Source organism: Enterococcus montenegrensis, from assembly GCF_029983095.1.
GTDB lineage: Bacteria > Bacillota > Bacilli > Lactobacillales > Enterococcaceae > Enterococcus_C > Enterococcus_C montenegrensis.
This window is the reverse complement of the sequence record NZ_CP120467.1, coordinates 104346-123256: the sequence shown is the minus strand read 5'-3', so window position 1 is coordinate 123256 and position 18911 is coordinate 104346. Positions and strand designations below refer to the sequence as shown.

Sequence of the window (18911 nt, the reverse complement as noted above, 5' to 3'; positions counted from 1 at the left end):
TTATGGCACGTCCTTTAAGGTCCAAGTTAGCGCCGTTTGATACTTTTTAGCGTACTTAACCGTTTTCCCTGGAACCTGCAATACAACCGATTTCCCACCAGATATTTCATCTGAACCAAAACGATAAAGCCAAGTCCCAACACCTTTTTCTGTATTTGCCGTAACAACAGGCACTTCACTATTAATAGGAAGTGTAAAGGAGGTTACTGCTGTCGGCGACAAGTCAGTGGCGAGGTTTGAAATCACTTCCCCTTGGCTAAAGGAAAGCTCTGCACCATTTAGAACTTGGCCTTCATCTGTCTGAAATTGCGCGACTTGTTTAACAGTCAATTTCCAACCAGCCCCCGTGCCACGAATATCTGTTACTTGCACATAATTGGGCCCTTTTTTTGCTACTCCGTCAAAATCAACATATTTTTGCGGTTGTGCATAATATATTTCATTTTTGGTAGAAATTGCCTGTTCCCCAAACTGAAATCCCGACGCAAAATCTAATGAAAGACTGCCACCTGTCCCAGCGACCGGCCCGCTTGGATCAGTCGGATCGATTGGTGTTACTGGTTTTGCAGGGTCTGGTAAAAGTGGATCTAGTGGTTTAACGGTCACATCATTACTACTTTGGTAATTCATATGGGTACCTGTATCGGCTGCCAATACTTCTCCTTGCATTAGCGTAAAAGAGAGCAAACAAAGGAAACTAAATATTTGAATGTTTTTCAGTGTCCTCGACCTCCTTTAGCTTGAAAAAAATTAGTACTAACAGTACTAACCCAAGAATGGAAGCAAAGTGGTAAGAAGTATCACCTGTCAATGGAATAATCACTTCCTGGCCCTTATAAGTAGGTATAGTGCTGGCATAATTGGTCGTTTGGCCACCAGGTGTCAAATTTACTTCCTTCTTCTTGTTAGTATCTTCTTTTTTATATTCATATTTGCCATAAAAAGAAGTAACGCTATTACTATCATAGTTAGCCTCTGCCGCAAAAACCGGTACCGCAGTGAATAGTAGCAATATCGCTAGTACGCCGTTTATTAATACTCGTTTCATCTACTCACCTAACTTCCTGGGACATCTTCTAACTGCCATGATAGTTTTCCTGTATAGTCGCCGATACGTTGTTTTTCGACAGGAACAGTTAATTTGAAGCCTTGATTTCCTGTCCACGCTTCAGAGATATCTTTGGTGCCGTCTGTGGCAAATTCACCAGATTCCACTATTTGAGTCGCAGTTGTAATTTGTTTTTCCCCCAGTGAAGAAGTGTACGTTAAGTCATCTTCCAATGAAACTGCTCCATTTTTTAGCGTATCTGACTGTTTCAGTGTTAAACGCCATGGTTTTTTACCATCGCTCCTTGAATCTGAAATGGTCAATTGACCACTAACCGTAGGATGGTAGGCTTGGCTTTGATTAGAAATTTGATTTGCACCAAACTCAAGTAAATCCGGTACCGTTGCTAAAGACAAATAGCCTACCAGCGTAACTTTTGTAGCCGCCTTGAAGGTTGCATCGCGATAATTCATATCATTTTTAGGATTGATATTCCCAATATTGTCGTTTGTACTTGGTCGTTGTGCTTCACTGAGTTGTGTAATTAATCCGCTTTGATCTTGCAAAAATATTTGGAGAACGTCTCCTCTTACAAGGTTTAAAGTGGATAAATCTATTTCCCATTTTCCATCAGCTGAAACAACTTGTGCTGGAATTGTTTGTGGTTGATCATTTACTGTTAATGTTATAATGCTGTTAGGCTCCCCAGTTCCCGTTAATTTTGGTGTAATGCTTTGAATGTCGTTTGCATTATCCACCTTAGCGGGTTCTGGTGGTGTAGCATCAATAACTATCGTTGCAATCGCTGCTGGTGTAACCCAAGGCCCTCTTGTAGCGATACCCGTTATCTCTTTGCCAGCTATTTGATACTGTGTTGGATCACTCGTATCCGTATACGTAATATAACCGTTATCGTCAGTAGCAAGATTAGCCCGAACATTTCCGTGGGTATCTGTCAATGTAACTTGCGCTTGATTTTCTGAAGCATACACCGGAATATATTTGATTTCCCCATCAACTAAACCGTTATTATCTGGTACTTCCCCAATTACCACTCGCCCTTTAATCGTTTTATCTGCATCCGTTATCGGTGTCCATTCAATTTTAGGATTCTGATTCATCCCTGAAATCCGCCGATATTTCGCTTGCTTAAACTGCTGTAAGTTACTGTCAGACGTGTTCACCACTTCTTGTGTACCATTACCCGTTACAACTAGACTTGAGACTTTCGCGTAAGTTTCACTAGATGGTCCTAAAACGGGTACCCCAACATTCCACAAGTCAATATCTGAATCTAAAATAGTAAAATTATTGTTCGCCACATTTGGATATGAAACACTCACCGCTGTTTGTGTATCATTCAAATTTCGTAAATCATATTGGGCAGGGCTGTTTAAAGTAAAACTATTTCCTGAACGGACAACACTTGCTGTTCCCGCGCCGTCAGCCGAAAGATTAATTAACGGCTGATTACTTGTGCCAATTACATAAAAATAACTACCGGGTTCTGCAGTTAAATAGGTATTGTTGTTACTAAACGCGACAATTGACCCCGCCACTTGTTTACTCGTCAAGTTGACGATCGCACCTTTTTTTATCGTCATGCCAGAACCCTCGTTGTCAAACCGAACCGCATTACCTGGCATATCCACGTTAAAGACGCTATTTTCCCCGACTGTGATTGCCTTATAGTAAAGATAAACTGCTGGATATGTCCGGCCAGCTGTTTGTACCTGACCAACATCTACGCGACAATTCTTGCCGATAGTAAATTCTTGAGACGCACCTGTTGCTCCTGCAACCGGCGGCACGTTATACCAAAAGACGGAATAATCATAAACAGTAACAGTGCCTACATATTGCGTACCATCTTCCATAATCATACTGCCCAAATAAAAGTTTTCTGCTCGCGTACTGATGTTCATCTTGCCATAAACACGCACTTCTGAATAAGGAGCTCGAGCTAAACGTTGTACCCCGGGTTCTGTGGTGATATTCCCAAATCTATATCGCCAATTTGCACCATATACAAGACGATTGCCGACAATGTCTTCTGAGTTAGCCGTGGCGTAGGTTTGATTCAATGTAATATCGTGCATGTGAAAGTTCCCGATTGCATTTTGCGGTGTAGTCAGATAAATAGAAGAGTCTCTAAAATCAACACGATTGCCTTTACCGTCGATTTCTAAATCATTTTTTCTGGGATAGGAGGAAAGCGTCGTATCCGAAAAATTCGGATTCGAAAAACTTGCTGTTAAAGTAATTTTAGTAATTGTTTCATTACGAATTGCACTAACAAAATCCGCCCAATTGCTTACTTCTGCTTCGTTTGCTGCCAGTCTTGCAGACGCATTTGTTCTTTTTTCAACCTGCTCGCTGCTACTTGTCGTCTTCTCCTGTACCTTATTTTCGGTTTGCGTAGTGACTTCTGTTGGCTCTTTTTCACCGACTGCTGTTTCTTTGGTCTCCTCTGTGGAGATTGCTTTTTCTGCAGAGTCGATAATCTCATTTTGGCTAGTCGAAAATTCATGGTTCCCTTCATCGCTCGTGGCTGTAGTGACCTTTGTTTCATCTGTTGAAGTTGCTTGAACTGCCTGTACTTGCGGAGCAATCAAATTAGAAAGCAAAATAGTGAATAATAAAAAAATTTTCATTTTGCGCCGCACCATTTTCATTCACCTCCTTCACGGTCTAAATAATAGCACGATAATTCTTCTATTTTTATATTTTTTTCGTTTAAAATGACAATTATCTTATAATAAATAAGAAAACAGTCGCAAAAAGCCCAAACCAAAATGAGTCTTTTTTAATCAAATCACTCATAATAATAATCGTTATATTACATTATTAAATAATATATTTTATCAAAATTTATTGAAAATACCTTTTTATAAAAACTAAACCAAAAAACAAAAAATAACTATGAAATAAAAATCAGATTCTAGTTTTAATTTTAAATTTTTGTCTATACCAAAATAATATTAATTTTTAGTAAAAAATATTATGAATTTATGATAGATATTTCTTAAAAGCGCTTTCCATAACTTTGATACATACATTTTCATCCAGTGAAAAACGCAATTTAAGAAAAGTTCGTTTTCGATAAAAATCTGTGATATTCATTTTTCAGTGTTTACTAACACACTCATTTAAAACAAGATGAGACCTCACTTAAAAAGCTGCTTTTTGAGTAAGGAGCTTTTCTTTTAAACAAAAAAAGATCCAGCGACATACATCGCTGAATCTTTTAGATAGTATTTAAATATTAAGCATCAATTTCAGGCGCTTTGCCTAAGTGTGCTTGAATCATCCAAATGCGTTTTTCTGTTGCTGTTTTGAATTCGATGAAGATGTCTTGCGTTGGATCGTCGCCTTCTTCACCAGATACTTCAATCCCTTTTTGGTATAAGTCAGCCAAATAGCGGTAACCTTCAACCAAAGTAGCTAAGCGTTCTTCCATTGAACGGTCCCAACGACCTACTTCATCAGGAATTTTAGTATTTTCAGCCATTTCCTTCAATGTAGAAAAAGGAGCGCCATCTAATGTGATTAAGCGTTCGGAAATTTCATCTAATTGGTCGTTCACATCATCCATGAAATCGTCCATCATTGGGTGTAATGTCAAGAAACCAGGTCCTCGCATATACCAGTGAGTTTGGTGAATAACCATTGACATTTGACTTAAGTCTGCCACTAATTGGTTTAATACTTCTTTTGTTTTTGCAAATTTCATTTTTCATCCTCCTTCAAATTGTTTACATTAAAATGATAGTATGAAATCGGAAAAAAGTACAACAAAACACTCTTTGGCGTTATTTCAAATTTTGTCATACTTTTAAAAAATAAGTAAATTTGCGGAATCTTTACTGAAAATCCCCCGTTTTAAAAATGACCTCTTGTTTTTTAACAAGAGGTCATTGGATCATTTCAATTCTGCTTGTACTTCTTTTGCGACTTCTTCCATCGCTTTATTCCAATCACTTGTCAGTGTTTCTTGATCTTTAACACCCGCTACAAAGGCAAAGTATAAATTATTAATTTGGTCTCTTTGTCCTCTGACAATAGTCCACTTTCCTTTTTCAGGTTTCATTTCGATCATAATCGGAACAGCTGTTTCTTTGGCTTTAGCTGTTTTAATATTTTCTCTTAACAGCTGTAACGTTTCTTCAATAATCTTATTTTGATCGTTGGCTAGTTTATTATCTGCAATCATTTTTTGCGTAATCCCTTTTGAAGTTTCCTTCATGATGGCAGCAAAATCTAGACCCTTCACTTCATATGTCACATTGGAGATTTTACCTGCTTCTTTTACCTTTACGTCATAGGAAGTAACTTCTTTGATTTGATGATTTAATAATTCCGTTAATTCATTGGCTTCATCTTTGGAAACGGCATCGCCGACACTGATTAACCCCGCTGTAAAATTATCTTTGAAATTGGCCTCATTTTCTTTAAAGCCTTTATTCAATTCTTCTCCATTCGCAAAGTTTTCTGTAAATTTTTTCGTATCTTCGTCATAGACGACGCGATCAACGAACAGCTCACCCGCCTCTTTGGCAGGAATAGCCTTATTACACCCCGCTAAAACAAATAATGCCACTAGCATGAATGGTATCCAGATTTTTTTCATACGAACACTCCCAATCTTTTGATAAATAGCTGCTAATTTTAAAACATTAAAACAAAATTTTTGCTTTGATGAAATCATATATTTTTTCATAAATAAGTTACATATTTTTTGCGTAATTTATTTTGAAAGGAGAATGGTTATGACTTTTATTATTGGCTGTTGCTTTGGCTCTTTTGGTTATCTTCTCGCGACGCGTCTGCCTAAAAATAGCTCACTTTTTCCTCCCTCTCATTGCGAGGCGTGTAACACGCGTCTTAGCTGGTTGGAATTGATTCCACTGTTAAGCTTTCTCTTACAAAAAGGACGCTGTCGTCACTGTCAAACAAAAATTCCCTTGGATTACCTTATTGCAGAAATTACTTGCGGACTGCTCTTTACTTTATGCTTAAATTATTCGCCGGCAAACCCGATCATCACTTGTTTTTGGCTATATTCTGCTTGGCTTTTGAGTATTTCCGACTACTATTTCAAAATTTTAGAAACCAGTACCTTCTTGGTAACAAGTCTTGTGCTATGGCTTGGGCAGTCTTATTTAAAGATGCCTTTTCATTGGCAGACATTCCTTTATTGTCTCCTATTTGCCGCGCTTTTTAGTTATTACTACCGTGATAAATTGGGGGTTGGTGACCTTTTATTATTGCTGGCGTGGAGCCCTTGGTTATCTTTCTGGCAATTTTCTATGCTGCTTTTTCTTAGCAGTAGTTTCGGACTTTTGTACTTTATCGTAGCAAAAATACTGCAAAAAAATAGCGACAGATTGCCCTTTATCCCTTTTTTAAGCTGTGGGCTTTTCCTCGTCCTACACTTTAACAAAACGATACATGCTCTCTTTATTTTAGCATGGGAGTTCCCTTGACGGCATCTTTTAACCTTGTGACTTTGAAAATTCCATAATTTAACTTCATTTTCAAAAAATTGATTATAAAAATCCTACACCTAGCTGCTAAATTTCTGATTTGGCTAAGGTTTATTTATCCTGCCTATTTTCTTGCGGTACAAACAGGCTTAGAAAAAAAGATAATTTATTCCTACGACAATCCCTACTTTTCTTATAGTCAAAAAAAAATGAGCCAGGACAAAAATTTTGTCCTGACTCATTTCCAAAAATAAACGGCATTTTCGCAAGCGTTCTGCCGCGACTTTTAATACTAACGCATTAGTCTTGGTTGTTTAAGGCATCTTCTGCCGCCATTTGGGCTTCGATGTCTGAAATGCTATACACATTTTCAGAAGCAACCGTAACTTCTTTTGGTTCCATATTGCGGTAACGTGCCATACCAGTACCAGCAGGAATGATTTTCCCGATGATAACATTTTCTTTCAAGCCTAGTAATGGGTCACGTTTACCACGGATTGCAGCGTCTGTTAACACCCGTGTTGTTTCTTGGAATGACGCAGCAGATAAGAAACTATTTGTTTCCAATGATGCTTTTGTAATCCCTAGTAACACTGGACGAGATGTCGCAGGTACGCCACCAGCAACCAATGTGTTGTAGTTTTGGTCTTTAAAGTCGGCAATGTCTAATAATGTACCTGGTAAAATTTCAGTATCACCTGGGTCCATTACGCGAACTTTACGCAACATTTGACGAACCATAACTTCGATATGTTTGTCACCGATTTCTACCCCTTGCATACGGTAAACACGTTGTACTTCCCGTAATAGGTAGTTTTCAACGGATAAAACATCGCGAACTTGTAACAATTGTTTTGGATCGATAGAACCTTCAGTTAGAGGTGCACCACGATGGATGTAATCTCCTTCTGTCACTTTCATGCGTGCTGTATACGGAACAGTGTAGGTCCGTGTATCGGTCGTACCTTTGATTGTCACTTCTTTACTGCGTGTTGCAGCATCTTCAGCGATTTCAATGACTTCACCTGTAACTTCAGTGATGACAGCTTGCCCTTTTGGATTACGGGCTTCAAAAATTTCTTGGACACGAGGTAAACCTTGGGTAATATCGTCCCCGGCAACCCCACCGGTATGGAATGTACGCATGGTCAACTGAGTACCTGGTTCACCGATTGATTGGGCAGCGATTGTACCAACTGCTTCACCAACTTCAACTTCAGCACCTGTTGCCAAGTTACGACCATAACAATGTTTACATACACCATGTTTTGTATTACATGTGAAGACAGAGCGAATTGAAACAGTTTCAATCCCAGCATCCACGATTTGACGTGCAATATCTTCGGTGATTAAGTCATCAGAACCAAGAATTAATTCGCCCGTTTCAGGATTTACGACAGATTTATGTGTATAACGTCCTACTAAGCGTTCTTCCAAGGATTCGATGATTTCGTTGCCTTCGCGAATTGCGCTGATATCTAAACCACGATCGGTACCACAGTCTTCTTCACGAATGATAACATCTTGAGCCACGTCAACCAAACGACGTGTAAGATAACCGGAATCGGCAGTCTTCAAGGCGGTATCGGTCATCCCTTTACGTGCACCGTGAGTAGAGATAAACATTTCCAAGACAGAAAGTCCTTCACGGAAGTTTGAGATGATTGGCAATTCCATGATACGACCATTTGGAGCGGCCATCAAACCACGCATACCAGCAAGCTGCGTAAAGTTGGAGATGTTACCACGGGCTCCAGAGTCACTCATCATGAAGATTGGGTTTTTCGCATCTAAAGATTCCATCAATTTTTGTTGGATTTCATCTTTGGCTGCATTCCAAACACCAATAACGCGTTCATACCGTTCATCATCTGTAATCAAACCACGACGGAATTGTTTAGTGATTGTTTCTACTTGTTTGTGGGCATTTTCAATGATGTCATGTTTTTCAGATAAAACCATGATATCAGCGATCCCCACAGTGATACCGGCATGAGTAGAGTGTTTGTAACCTAAGTCTTTCATGCGGTCCAACATTTTAGAAGTTTCTGTAACTTTGAAACGTTTGAAGACTTCTGCAATGATATTTCCTAAGTTTTTCTTCTTGAATGGTCCAACGAGCTCTTGTTCTTTGATGAAACTTGGAATATCTGTTCCTGCTTCAACAAAGTACTTGTCAGGCGTTTGGATTGTCAAGTTGAAATCAGTTGGTTCGTTTAGGTAAGGGAATTCTGGTGGCATAATGGAGTTAAAAATAACTTTACCAACCGTCGTTACCATCAAACGATTTTTTTGTTCTTCAGTGAATGGTTTGTCCCCTAGAGTTCTTGGGTTAACCGCAATCCGAGAGTGTAAATGCACATAGCCATTGCGCCATGCAGTTACAGCTTCATCCATATCGCGGAAGATCATACCTTCACCTTCACGGCCATCTTCTTCCATCGTCAAATAGTAGTTCCCTAAGACCATATCTTGAGAAGGGGTTACAACTGGTTTACCATCTTTTGGATTTAAGATGTTTTGTGCCGCTAACATTAACATCCGCGCTTCTGCTTGCGCTTCGTCATTTAACGGTACGTGAACAGCCATTTGGTCCCCATCGAAATCGGCATTGTAGGCTTCACACACTAATGGGTGCAAGCGGATTGCGCGACCTTCAACTAAGACTGGTTCAAAGGCTTGGATACCTAATCTGTGCAAAGTAGGTGCCCGGTTCAATAGAACTGGATGTTCTTTGATGACGTCTTCTAAAACGTCCCAAACTTCATCTTCCATGCGTTCGATTTTACGTTTTGCATTTTTGATGTTTGAAGCGATTTCTCTTTGGACTAATTCTTTCATAACAAATGGTTTAAACAATTCGATTGCCATTTCTTTTGGCAAACCACATTGATACATTTTTAAGAAAGGTCCAACAACGATAACGGAACGACCAGAATAGTCAACACGTTTTCCTAGCAAGTTTTGACGGAAACGACCTTGTTTCCCTTTCAACATGTGAGAAAGTGATTTCAATGGGCGGTTACCTGGTCCTGTCACAGGACGGCCACGACGACCATTATCAATCAATGCATCAACGGCTTCTTGTAACATCCGTTTTTCATTTTGTACGATAATAGATGGTGCATTTAAGTCCAATAAACGTTTTAACCGGTTGTTACGGTTAATCACACGACGGTACAAGTCATTTAAGTCACTCGTTGCAAAACGGCCACCTTCTAATTGCACCATTGGACGTAAGTCTGGCGGGATTACAGGAATAACATCCATAACCATCCAGCTTGGTTTGTTGCCAGATTTTCGGAATGCTTCTAAAATATCCAAACGGCGGATTGCCCGTGTCCGTTTTTGACCAGAAGCTGTTTTTAATTCTTCTTTTAATTCAGCTGCTTCGCCGTCTAAGTCAACGCTGTCTAACAATTGTTTAATTGCTTCAGCCCCCATCGCAGCAGTGAATGTTTGACCGTATTGTTCCCGTTTTTCACGGTATTCTCTTTCAGTCAATAATTGTTTTTTCTCTAGTGAAGTATCGCCTGGATCGATTACGACATAAGAAGCGAAGTAAATAACTTCTTCCAATGCCCGTGGGCTCATGTCTAAAACTAAGCCCATCCGTGATGGGATACCTTTGAAATACCAAATATGTGAAACCGGAGCAGCTAATTCAATGTGACCCATACGTTCACGACGTACTTTTGAGCGTGTTACTTCCACGCCACACCGGTCACAGACGATGCCTTTGTAACGGATGCGTTTGTATTTACCACAAGCACATTCCCAGTCTTTAGTAGGACCGAAGATGCGTTCGTCAAACAAACCTTCCCGTTCCGGTTTTAGCGTGCGGTAGTTGATGGTCTCAGGTTTTTTAACTTCCCCGTATGACCAGCTTCTGATTTTCTCAGGAGATGCCAGACCTATTTGCATGCTTTCGAATTTATTTACATCGATCAAAAGGGGTTCCCTCCATTTCATTTCTAGCGGGTTGCAACTGAATATAAACGTAAGCTTTTAAGGGAGTTTTGACACTTGACAGTCTATGACTGAAAAGTGCCAAATGCTCCGTTAAATTAAAGCTTATTCAACGTCTTCGGCAGTTTCGATTTCTTGATTCAAATCTTCTTCTGCAGTTTTTTCTTCAGCGGCAGCTGCCTGTTCAACTTCTTTAGCAGATTGTTGTTCGGCGAATTTCGTCAAAGCATCTACTGTAATTAAATCATCATCATCGTCATCCATGTCACGAAGTTCAATTTCTTCATCTTCGATATCAAGGACGCGCATATCTAAACCTAATGATTGTAATTCTTTCACTAATACGCGGAAGGATTCTGGTACACCAGGTTTTGGAATTGGTTCACCTTTAACGATTGCTTCGTATGTTTTCACACGACCTACAACGTCATCTGATTTATAAGTCAAGATTTCTTGCAAGGTGTAAGCTGCACCGTAAGCTTCCAGTGCCCAAACTTCCATTTCCCCGAAACGTTGTCCACCAAACTGCGCTTTACCACCCAATGGTTGTTGGGTAACAAGTGAGTAAGGTCCAATTGAACGGGCATGCAATTTATCGTCAACCATGTGGGCTAGTTTAATCATGTACATAACCCCAACGGAGATACGACCATCAAATGGTTCACCAGTACGGCCATCGTAAAGAACCGTTTTGGCATCACTTGCCATACCTGCTTCTTTAACAGTTGCCCAAACGTCTTCATCATTTGCACCATCAAAGACTGGTGTTGCAACATGAATACCTAATTGACGGGCAGCCATTCCTAAGTGTAATTCCAACACTTGTCCGATGTTCATCCGTGATGGCACCCCTAAAGGATTCAACATCACGTCAATTGGTGTACCATCTGGAAGATATGGCATATCTTCTTCTGGCATAATCCGGGATACAACCCCTTTATTACCGTGACGACCGGCCATTTTATCCCCTTCATGGATCTTACGTTTTTGCACGATGTAAACGCGCACTAACATATTAACCCCTGGTGATAATTCGTCGCCAGCTTCACGGGTAAAGATTTTCACGTCGTGGACGATACCGCCACCGCCGTGAGGAACACGAAGAGAAGTGTCGCGAACTTCGCGGGCTTTTTCACCGAAGATAGCATGTAATAGACGTTCTTCAGCTGATAATTCCGTTACACCTTTTGGCGTTACTTTACCAACTAATAAGTCGCCGTCTTTTACTTCGGCACCAATGCGGATAATCCCCATTTCGTCCAAGTTCTTCAATGCATCTTCCCCAACGTTTGGAATTTCGCGGGTAATTTCTTCAGGTCCTAATTTTGTATCACGAGCTTCTGATTCGTATTCTTCAATATGAATCGAAGTATAAACATCATCTTTAACCAAACGACGGCTCATGATGATGGCATCTTCGTAGTTGTAACCTTCCCAAGTCATGAAACCAATTAAAACGTTTTGTCCTAAGGCCATTTCCCCGTTTTCCATGGAAGGTCCGTCAGCTAGGATATCGCCTTTTTCAACTTCTTCCCCTAGTTTTACTAATGGGCGTTGGTTGTAGCTAGTACCTGAGTTTGAACGACGGAATTTTGTAACAGAGTAGACATCTAATGCCCCGTCTTCACGACGAACACGAATTTCAGATGCATCACAAAATTCAACGACACCTGGGTTTTTACATAATAAAGCAGCACCTGAGTCATGAGCTGATTTATATTCCATCCCAGTCCCAACCCATGGTGATTTAGGGTTAATCAACGGCACAGCTTGACGCTGCATGTTGGCACCCATCAAGGCACGGTTGGAGTCATCGTTTTCTAAGAAAGGAATACATGCAGTCGCAACTGCAACTACTTGTTTTGGCGATACGTCCATGTAATCAATTTTATCAATCGTTACTTCTAAGTTTTCAGAAGTTGCACGGGCCATCACTAATTCTTCTTTGAAACTACCATCTTCATTTAATGGGCTGTTTGCTTGGGCAACCACGTAATGGTCTTCAATGTCGGCTGTTAAATAGTCGATTTGATCCGTTACACGGCCAGTCGCACGGTCCACACGACGATATGGTGTTTCAATAAAGCCATATTTATTTACTTTTGCGTATGATGCCAAACTATTGATCAACCCGATGTTTGGACCTTCAGGCGTTTCAATTGGACACATACGACCATAGTGAGAATAGTGAACGTCTCGAACTTCATAGCCGGCACGATCCCGTGTCAAACCACCAGGCCCTAAGGCTGATAGACGACGTTTGTGGGTTAACTCACCTAATGGGTTTGTTTGGTCCATGAACTGTGACAACTGAGAAGAACCAAAGAATTCTTTGATACTTGCCACAACTGGACGAATATTGATTAATTGTTGTGGTGTTAGCGTTTCAGTGTCTTGAATAGACATCCGTTCTCTTACCACACGTTCCATCCGGGCTAAACCGATACGGAATTGGTTTTGTAATAATTCACCAACGGAGCGAATCCGACGGTTACCTAAGTGGTCGATATCGTCAACATTGCCGATACTTTCCATTAAGTTGAAGAAGTAGCTCATAGCAGCAATGATATCTGCAGGGCGAACTGTTTTCACAGAAGCGTCAGGATAGCCGTTACCGATTACGTTAACTTCTCGTTCTGGATCTTTTGGTGAAAATACTTTAATCACTTGAACTGTCATTGGTTCTGTCACGACACCATCTTCTGAAGGATAATACGTAACAGCATTCAAACCGTTATCTAAGAAAGGTGCTAATTTGTCCATTTCTTGGTGAGACAAAACAGTGCCTTTTTCAACGATGATTTCACCTGTTTCAGGATCAACCAAAGTTTCAGCTAACGTTAAGTTCAATAGACGTGTTTTAAGGTCTAATTTTTTGTTTACTTTGTAACGACCGACATTAGCAAGGTCGTAACGTTTTGGATCAAAGAAGCGGGCATTCAAAAGGTTACGAGAACTGTCCGCAGTTTTTGGTTCTCCTGGACGTAGTCGTTCGTAAATATCTTTTAAGCCTTCTTCAGTACGAGAATCACTTGCGTTTTTATGCAAGTCTTTTTCGATTGTGTTGCGTAATGATAAGCTTTCGCCAAAAATTTCAAGAATTGTATCGTCGGAGCCAAAACCTAACGCCCGAACCAATACTGTTAATGGAATTTTACGTGTGCGGTCAATCCGTACATAGGAAATATCTTTGGCGTCTGTTTCCATTTCCAACCATGCACCACGGTTAGGAATAACAGTTGAACCAAAGCCTTCTTTACCATTTTTATCTACTTTACCGTGGAAATAAACACCTGGTGAACGTACCAACTGTGATACGATAACCCGTTCAGCACCGTTGATGATGAATGTACCTTGTTCGGTCATCAATGGGAAATCACCGAAGAAAACTTCTTGTGATTTAATTTCGCCAGTTTCCCGGTTTGTCAAACGCAAAGTAACATGTAGTGGCGCAGAATAGTTTGCATCATGCGCGCGAGCTTCTTCAACTGTGTATTTTGGTTCCTTCAAGTCGTAATCAACAAATTCCAGTGACAAATTACCGTTAAAATCATCAATTGGTAAGATGTCTTCAAACATCTCACGTAAACCTTCATCTAAAAACCATTGGTAAGAGTCGGTTTGAATTTCGATCAAATTCGGTAATTCCAATACTTCACTGATTCTAGCGTAACTTCTACGTTCGCGATGTTTCCCGTATTTTACTACGTGTCCAGCCAAGCTCTTCACCCCTCAAAAATTTCTTTCAAAAAGGCTATCCAACTTTCGTTACAAAAAGATTACAAATATTAAACTTTCGTAACAAAAAGCATTTTTTGCGGCTTTTGGGCATAAAAAAAACCAAAAGATAGAACGTTCAAATTGACCTTTCTACTTTTGTTTTCCTATGGCAAAGCCGAAACGGACAATAGATCGTTCCTGCTTCCTTCTTTTCATCAGATAGTTTTTGCTCTGTCGATTATACAGACCAAATACCATTTTGTCAATGGTTTCTCCCAGCGCTGACGGCTTTGCTTAATAGTTTGTTAAAGATTCATTCTTTCATTTGATTCTTTTCAAAATGGTGAAACAAATTCTTTTCCTTTGAAAAAACTTAGCCGCTCTTGTTCAATTATTAACAATTTTTTCGTGACTTTCTACAAAAAAATATAGTTCAATAGGAAAGCCAAATGAACTTGGTCAACTTGCAAGCTTTAAGGTGGAAGTTCAATAAATTGTTTTTCAAATTTTTTGAAGTTTTAACTTAAAGCCGTAGAAAGTTAGTTCATGAAGCTAACACAATAGGAAAGCCAAATGAACTCGGTTAGTCTTTTGGCATTAAGCTGAAGCTGTCTGGCTTTACAGCAAAAAATTGAATCTTTTATTTGGAGTGTTTTGTATGGAGAAAATTAGCGGCCTCATTTTTTGGGTACCGGTGCTACTTTTTCTAATTATTGCTGCCTTTTTTATTAAGTGGGACCGCCACAAAATAATTTTAGCCGTTTTGCTGCTATTATTATTATTTTTCTTCAGCCAAGTGCTGAATCACCGGCATTTTGAGTCCCCAACGATTTTATTAATACGAATTGGCTGTCTTTTTGTTTCTTTTTTAGCATTAATCCTTTATCTTTTATATGACCATAAAAATAGATAGGAGGTTTTTTCTTGACGACAAAAGACCGCGTATTACAACTTTTAAAACAAAATAACGCCACTTTATCCGGAGAAAAAATTGCCCAAGAATTAGCTATTTCCCGTACTGCTGTCTGGAAAGCAATTAAAGAATTGGAAAAAGTCGGTTATACTTTTGAGCATTTAAAAACAGGTTACCGTTATTTACCACAAGATCGCTTGGATGATGTAGCCATTGCCGCTGGTTTACCTGATTTAGCAGTGGCGACAAAAGACATCTCGGAATCGACGATGAAAGATGCCAAACTTGCCCAAGTTAGTGGTATTAAAGCACCCTTTTTAGTCGTAGCCGATATGCAGACAGCGGCGCACGGCCGCTTTAACCGCCCATTTTTCGCGCAAAAAGGCGAAGGCATTTACATGAGTTTATTACTAACTCCTAACCAATCTTTTGCGGAATTACCCCAGTATACCGTTTTGGCGGCTGTGGCTGTTTGCCAGGCGATTGAAAAATTAACAACCCGCAAACCACAAATTAAATGGGTCAACGATATTTATTTGGAGGGGCGTAAAATTTGCGGCATCCTTTCAGAAGCCCAAAGCGATTTTGAGTCTGGCATTATTTCCCACGTGATTATCGGTATGGGCTTTAACTTTGCCATTCCACAAAAAGATTTTCCAAGTGACCTGCAACAAAAAGCCACTTCTCTTTTTGCCGAAGGGGGTACGCCACCTTTTGAACGTAATCAATTAATCAATGAAATTTGGCGGCACTTTTTTGACCTATTAGCGCAATTACCCAAGCAAGATTTCTTAACTGAGTATCGCAAGCGCTCCTTTGTTTTGGGGCAAAATGTCAGCTTTACGCAGGGCGGAAAAACGTATTCCGGTATTGCTAAAGATATTACCGATGAAGGCCAGCTAGTCGTAGCTACGCCACAACAAACCTTCACCTTAAACTCTGGCGAGATCAGTCTCAGCTCCATTGGCAAATAAGGCAGAAAAGTTCAGTTAAAAAGAGCACTAACTTTTTTTGTGAAAGTAACGCATATTTATTTTGACATAAAAAACGCCCATCAAAGTCCTCCTAGAAATTTCTAGTCTGCTTTGATGGGCGTTTATTTGGTTGGATTTTATCTGTTAGCGTAGCAATTGCCAGATTAAAGATAAGCCTAGGCAGATAACATAGGCACTATTAAAGAGCACCATGTTTTTCAAGGAATAAACAAAACTATGGGGTGCAGGCAATTCTTTTTTGTGGGCAATTAAATTTTGGCGGATCTTTGGCAAAGTTAAAAAGACCAAAAGCAGTGGCCAAGAGAAGATTTGCAGTAACACACCGACCAAAATTGCCACGTAACTGGCATACATCAAATACGAAAACAAGTGAATTCCGTGCTCGCGGCCAATGTAATAAACCAAAGTATAGCGATGGTTTTTAATATCTGTTTCCAAATCTCGCAAATTATTTGCCAACATGATATTGGCAATCGTACAAATTAAAGGTATTGCAGCTAAAACTAGCGCTGCAATCAGCCAGAAATTTCCGTCAAAGGAAAACTTACCGCTCGCAAAATCAACGCTTAAATACATCACGTTGCTACTCATGGTATTGATATAAACTACCATAGCAGTAATCCCCAATCCCATTGTTACACCACTGAAAATTTCTCCCAATGGCATCCGGGATAACGGTACTGGGCCATAGGTGTAAAAAATGCCGATAAAACAGCACACCAAACCTAACACGAGCAATAACCAGCCTGTTTGATAGGCTAGAATAAAACCTAAAAGAGCAGCGGTTAAAATCATTCCTACAATCATTTGTCGCACCAATTTAGGCGACACATTTTCCCGCCCAATCACATTTTCGTTAAACTTATAGGTTTGTGAATGGGCTTTTTCAAAGTCCATATAATTGTTAATTGCCGTTGTCGTCATATCAAAAATTAACATGGCAATAAAAAATAATAGCGTATAACCAAAATGAAAGGAATGATAAAACGTAGCTGAAAACAGTGCCCCAACTAAGAAGGGGAAAACACTGGCAATTTTAGTCTTAATCTCCACGATTTCCAAAAATACTTTTAAAGACATACCACAAACTCCTTTTTCCATCTCAAAGGCGGCAATAAACAATTCAAAATAATAAGCCAAATTTAGCCGCAATTTTCCTAATTTTAGAAAACTGGTGCAAAATTTTGGCTTATCACCTGTAACTAAACGCGTTTAGAACCGCCCCGCCTTTTTATTTTAATTCACTACGATTTCCCATGGTATAACCAGAGTCTTTCCCAATTTTGAAATTATCTTTAATTCCGTCGGTCACATAAATTTTATCGTCTTTGGTAACAAAAATTGCATCGCTGCCTTTTTCATGTTCTTCAATAAATTTCAACCCTTCTTTAACTCCCATAGCAAATACAGAAGTTGATAAGGCATCGCCGTCAATGGATTTATTCGTAATAATAGATACTCCAGCAATATCGTTATCATAAGGGTAACCTGTTTTAGAATCAAAAATGTGGTGATATTTTTTACCATCCACTTCCAAGAAGCGCTCATAAATACCAGACGTTACAATCGTCCGATTCTTTTCTTTGATACTGCCGACAATGGAGCCACGGCTCTTATTAGGATCTTGAATACCGACATTCCACGGATCTTTTTGGCCACGGTTGCTATGACCTAAAACATAAACGTTCCCGCCAAGGTCAACAATAGCAGACGTTACACCTTTATCTTGTAAAACTTTTACTACTTCATCTGTAATATAGCCTTTGGCGATCGCACCAAGGTCGATGATCATTCCTTTTTCTTCCAAATAAACCGTTTGATTTTGGTCGTTGAATTTCACTTTATGAAAATCAATTTTTTTCAAAGCGGCATCGATTTCGCTTTGGGCTGGTTTTCTGGCATCGTCAAAGCCGATCCGCCACAATTGCGTGATCGCACCGATGGTCATATTAAAGGCTTCATCTGTTTCTTCACTATATTTGTAGGCTTCTTTTAACAAGTAATACATATCCGAAGTTACTTTCACCGGTTTAATCCCGGCGTTTTCATTAATCGCATCAATTTCTGATCCTTTTTGATTAATGGTGATCTTGTCAGCTAATTCTTTTACCCGATCAAAAGCCGGTTTCATCGCGTCTTCTTTCCCTTCGTCGTAAACGCGAATTCTAACGTAGGTTCCCATTAAAAATTTTTCCTGGTAATAAGGTTCTTCTCGTAATTTTGCCGTCTTTTTCTCGCTGTCGCCTTTGCCACAAGCAGCTAAAAAGAAAATGCCGATAAAGGCAATAAACAGCAGGCGCCAATATTTTTTCATGTTCCTTCCTCCTTAAAATCAACGTTTACATCATAGCGGTTTTTAACTTGTTTGCAAAGTCACAAGCTTATAAAAAAAGCGGAATATTTCATTTTTTTAAGAAAATGAAATAACAAAATAAAATAAAAATTCCTTTGTGCAAATTAAGCCGTTGGAAAAAGCTGTGATCCGTCAAAGTTAATAACTATTTTATCCATTTTTTTCACAATGGTTTCCGTTACATTAGCAAAAAATGAAAACTATCACTTTCTTTTAACCAAAGTGGCATTTCTAACAGCTTTCATTATTTTATAATCAAAAAAAGTAGAAATATAGTTAAACTTGACCAGTGACCATTTTACTTTCCCTTAGGATTTTTCTACGGCAGAAAAACGCCTAGTTGAAGCCGCTACTAGCTCGCATCTTCAGTATTTTTTTCAAAGTTTAAAAAATTTTTTCTCGTCACGCTTACGATTCAACTATGGCA

The 18911-nt window shown here is 39.4% G+C and carries 11 protein-coding genes; 2 read left to right on the top strand and 9 right to left on the bottom strand.

Annotated features, from left to right (window positions below; all coding sequences use genetic code 11):
- The 5 genes from P3T75_RS00535 to P3T75_RS00515 all read right to left on the bottom strand — a co-directional run bounded on the left by P3T75_RS00535 (position 1) and on the right by P3T75_RS00515 (position 5678).
- On the bottom strand, positions 1-669 hold the full coding sequence (locus tag P3T75_RS00535; protein WP_206903198.1) for a WxL domain-containing protein: 669 nt from the start codon (positions 667-669) through the stop codon (positions 1-3).
- A 28-nt stretch (positions 670-697) separates the two neighbouring features.
- Positions 698-1048, bottom strand: coding sequence for an LPXTG cell wall anchor domain-containing protein (locus P3T75_RS00530; RefSeq protein WP_206903197.1), 351 nt, complete (start codon positions 1046-1048; stop codon positions 698-700).
- Between the two features lie 8 nt (positions 1049-1056).
- A complete protein-coding gene (locus P3T75_RS00525; RefSeq protein ID WP_282461936.1) occupies positions 1057-3717 on the bottom strand; it encodes a pectate lyase-like adhesive domain-containing protein in 2661 nt (886 codons plus the stop codon).
- Between the two features lie 596 nt (positions 3718-4313).
- Positions 4314-4781: a Dps family protein gene (locus P3T75_RS00520; protein ID WP_206903195.1), complete on the bottom strand. Its 468-nt coding sequence runs from the start codon at positions 4779-4781 to the stop codon at positions 4314-4316.
- Between the two features lie 189 nt (positions 4782-4970).
- Complete coding sequence (locus P3T75_RS00515) at positions 4971-5678, bottom strand: DUF5105 domain-containing protein (RefSeq protein ID WP_282461935.1); 708 nt, start codon at positions 5676-5678, stop codon at positions 4971-4973.
- Positions 5679-5817: 139 nt separating this feature from the next.
- Between P3T75_RS00515 and P3T75_RS00510 the strand changes: the two genes are divergently transcribed.
- Complete coding sequence (locus tag P3T75_RS00510; RefSeq protein WP_282461934.1) at positions 5818-6534, top strand: prepilin peptidase; 717 nt, start codon at positions 5818-5820, stop codon at positions 6532-6534.
- A gap of 300 nt (positions 6535-6834) precedes the next feature.
- On the opposite strand, the gene rpoC is transcribed toward P3T75_RS00510, so the two are convergent.
- Both rpoC and rpoB read right to left on the bottom strand, forming a co-directional pair.
- Positions 6835-10485 (bottom strand): DNA-directed RNA polymerase subunit beta', encoded by a 3651-nt coding sequence (gene rpoC / locus P3T75_RS00505; protein WP_277988641.1) that lies wholly within the window; start codon positions 10483-10485, stop codon positions 6835-6837.
- 123 nt (positions 10486-10608) lie between these two features.
- Positions 10609-14223: a DNA-directed RNA polymerase subunit beta gene (gene rpoB / locus P3T75_RS00500; RefSeq protein WP_230711185.1), complete on the bottom strand. Its 3615-nt coding sequence runs from the start codon at positions 14221-14223 to the stop codon at positions 10609-10611.
- Positions 14224-15147: 924 nt separating this feature from the next.
- On the opposite strand from rpoB, the gene P3T75_RS00495 reads away from it, so the two are divergent.
- Positions 15148-16110: a biotin--[acetyl-CoA-carboxylase] ligase gene (locus P3T75_RS00495; protein ID WP_206903190.1), complete on the top strand. Its 963-nt coding sequence runs from the start codon at positions 15148-15150 to the stop codon at positions 16108-16110.
- Positions 16111-16254: 144 nt separating this feature from the next.
- On the opposite strand, the gene menA is transcribed toward P3T75_RS00495, so the two are convergent.
- On the bottom strand, positions 16255-17211 hold the full coding sequence (gene menA / locus P3T75_RS00490) for a 1,4-dihydroxy-2-naphthoate polyprenyltransferase (RefSeq protein WP_282461933.1): 957 nt from the start codon (positions 17209-17211) through the stop codon (positions 16255-16257).
- A 151-nt stretch (positions 17212-17362) separates the two neighbouring features.
- Complete coding sequence (locus P3T75_RS00485; RefSeq protein ID WP_282461932.1) at positions 17363-18445, bottom strand: FAD:protein FMN transferase; 1083 nt, start codon at positions 18443-18445, stop codon at positions 17363-17365.
- Positions 18446-18911: the final 466 nt, after the last annotated feature.

Bases quoted from the DNA above. Each gene is read 5' to 3' on its own strand.
- P3T75_RS00535 (WP_206903198.1), bottom strand. From the start codon at position 669: ATGCAAGGAGAAGTATTGGCAGCCGATACAGGTACCCATATGAATTAC.
- P3T75_RS00530 (WP_206903197.1), bottom strand. From the start codon at position 1,048: ATGAAACGAGTATTAATAAACGGCGTACTAGCGATATTGCTACTATTC.
- P3T75_RS00525 (WP_282461936.1), bottom strand. From the start codon at position 3,717: ATGGTGCGGCGCAAAATGAAAATTTTTTTATTATTCACTATTTTGCTT.
- P3T75_RS00520 (WP_206903195.1), bottom strand. From the start codon at position 4,781: ATGAAATTTGCAAAAACAAAAGAAGTATTAAACCAATTAGTGGCAGAC.
- P3T75_RS00515 (WP_282461935.1), bottom strand. From the start codon at position 5,678: ATGAAAAAAATCTGGATACCATTCATGCTAGTGGCATTATTTGTTTTA.
- P3T75_RS00510 (WP_282461934.1), top strand. From the start codon at position 5,818: ATGACTTTTATTATTGGCTGTTGCTTTGGCTCTTTTGGTTATCTTCTC.
- menA (WP_282461933.1), bottom strand. From the start codon at position 17,211: ATGTCTTTAAAAGTATTTTTGGAAATCGTGGAGATTAAGACTAAAATT.
- P3T75_RS00485 (WP_282461932.1), bottom strand. From the start codon at position 18,445: ATGAAAAAATATTGGCGCCTGCTGTTTATTGCCTTTATCGGCATTTTC.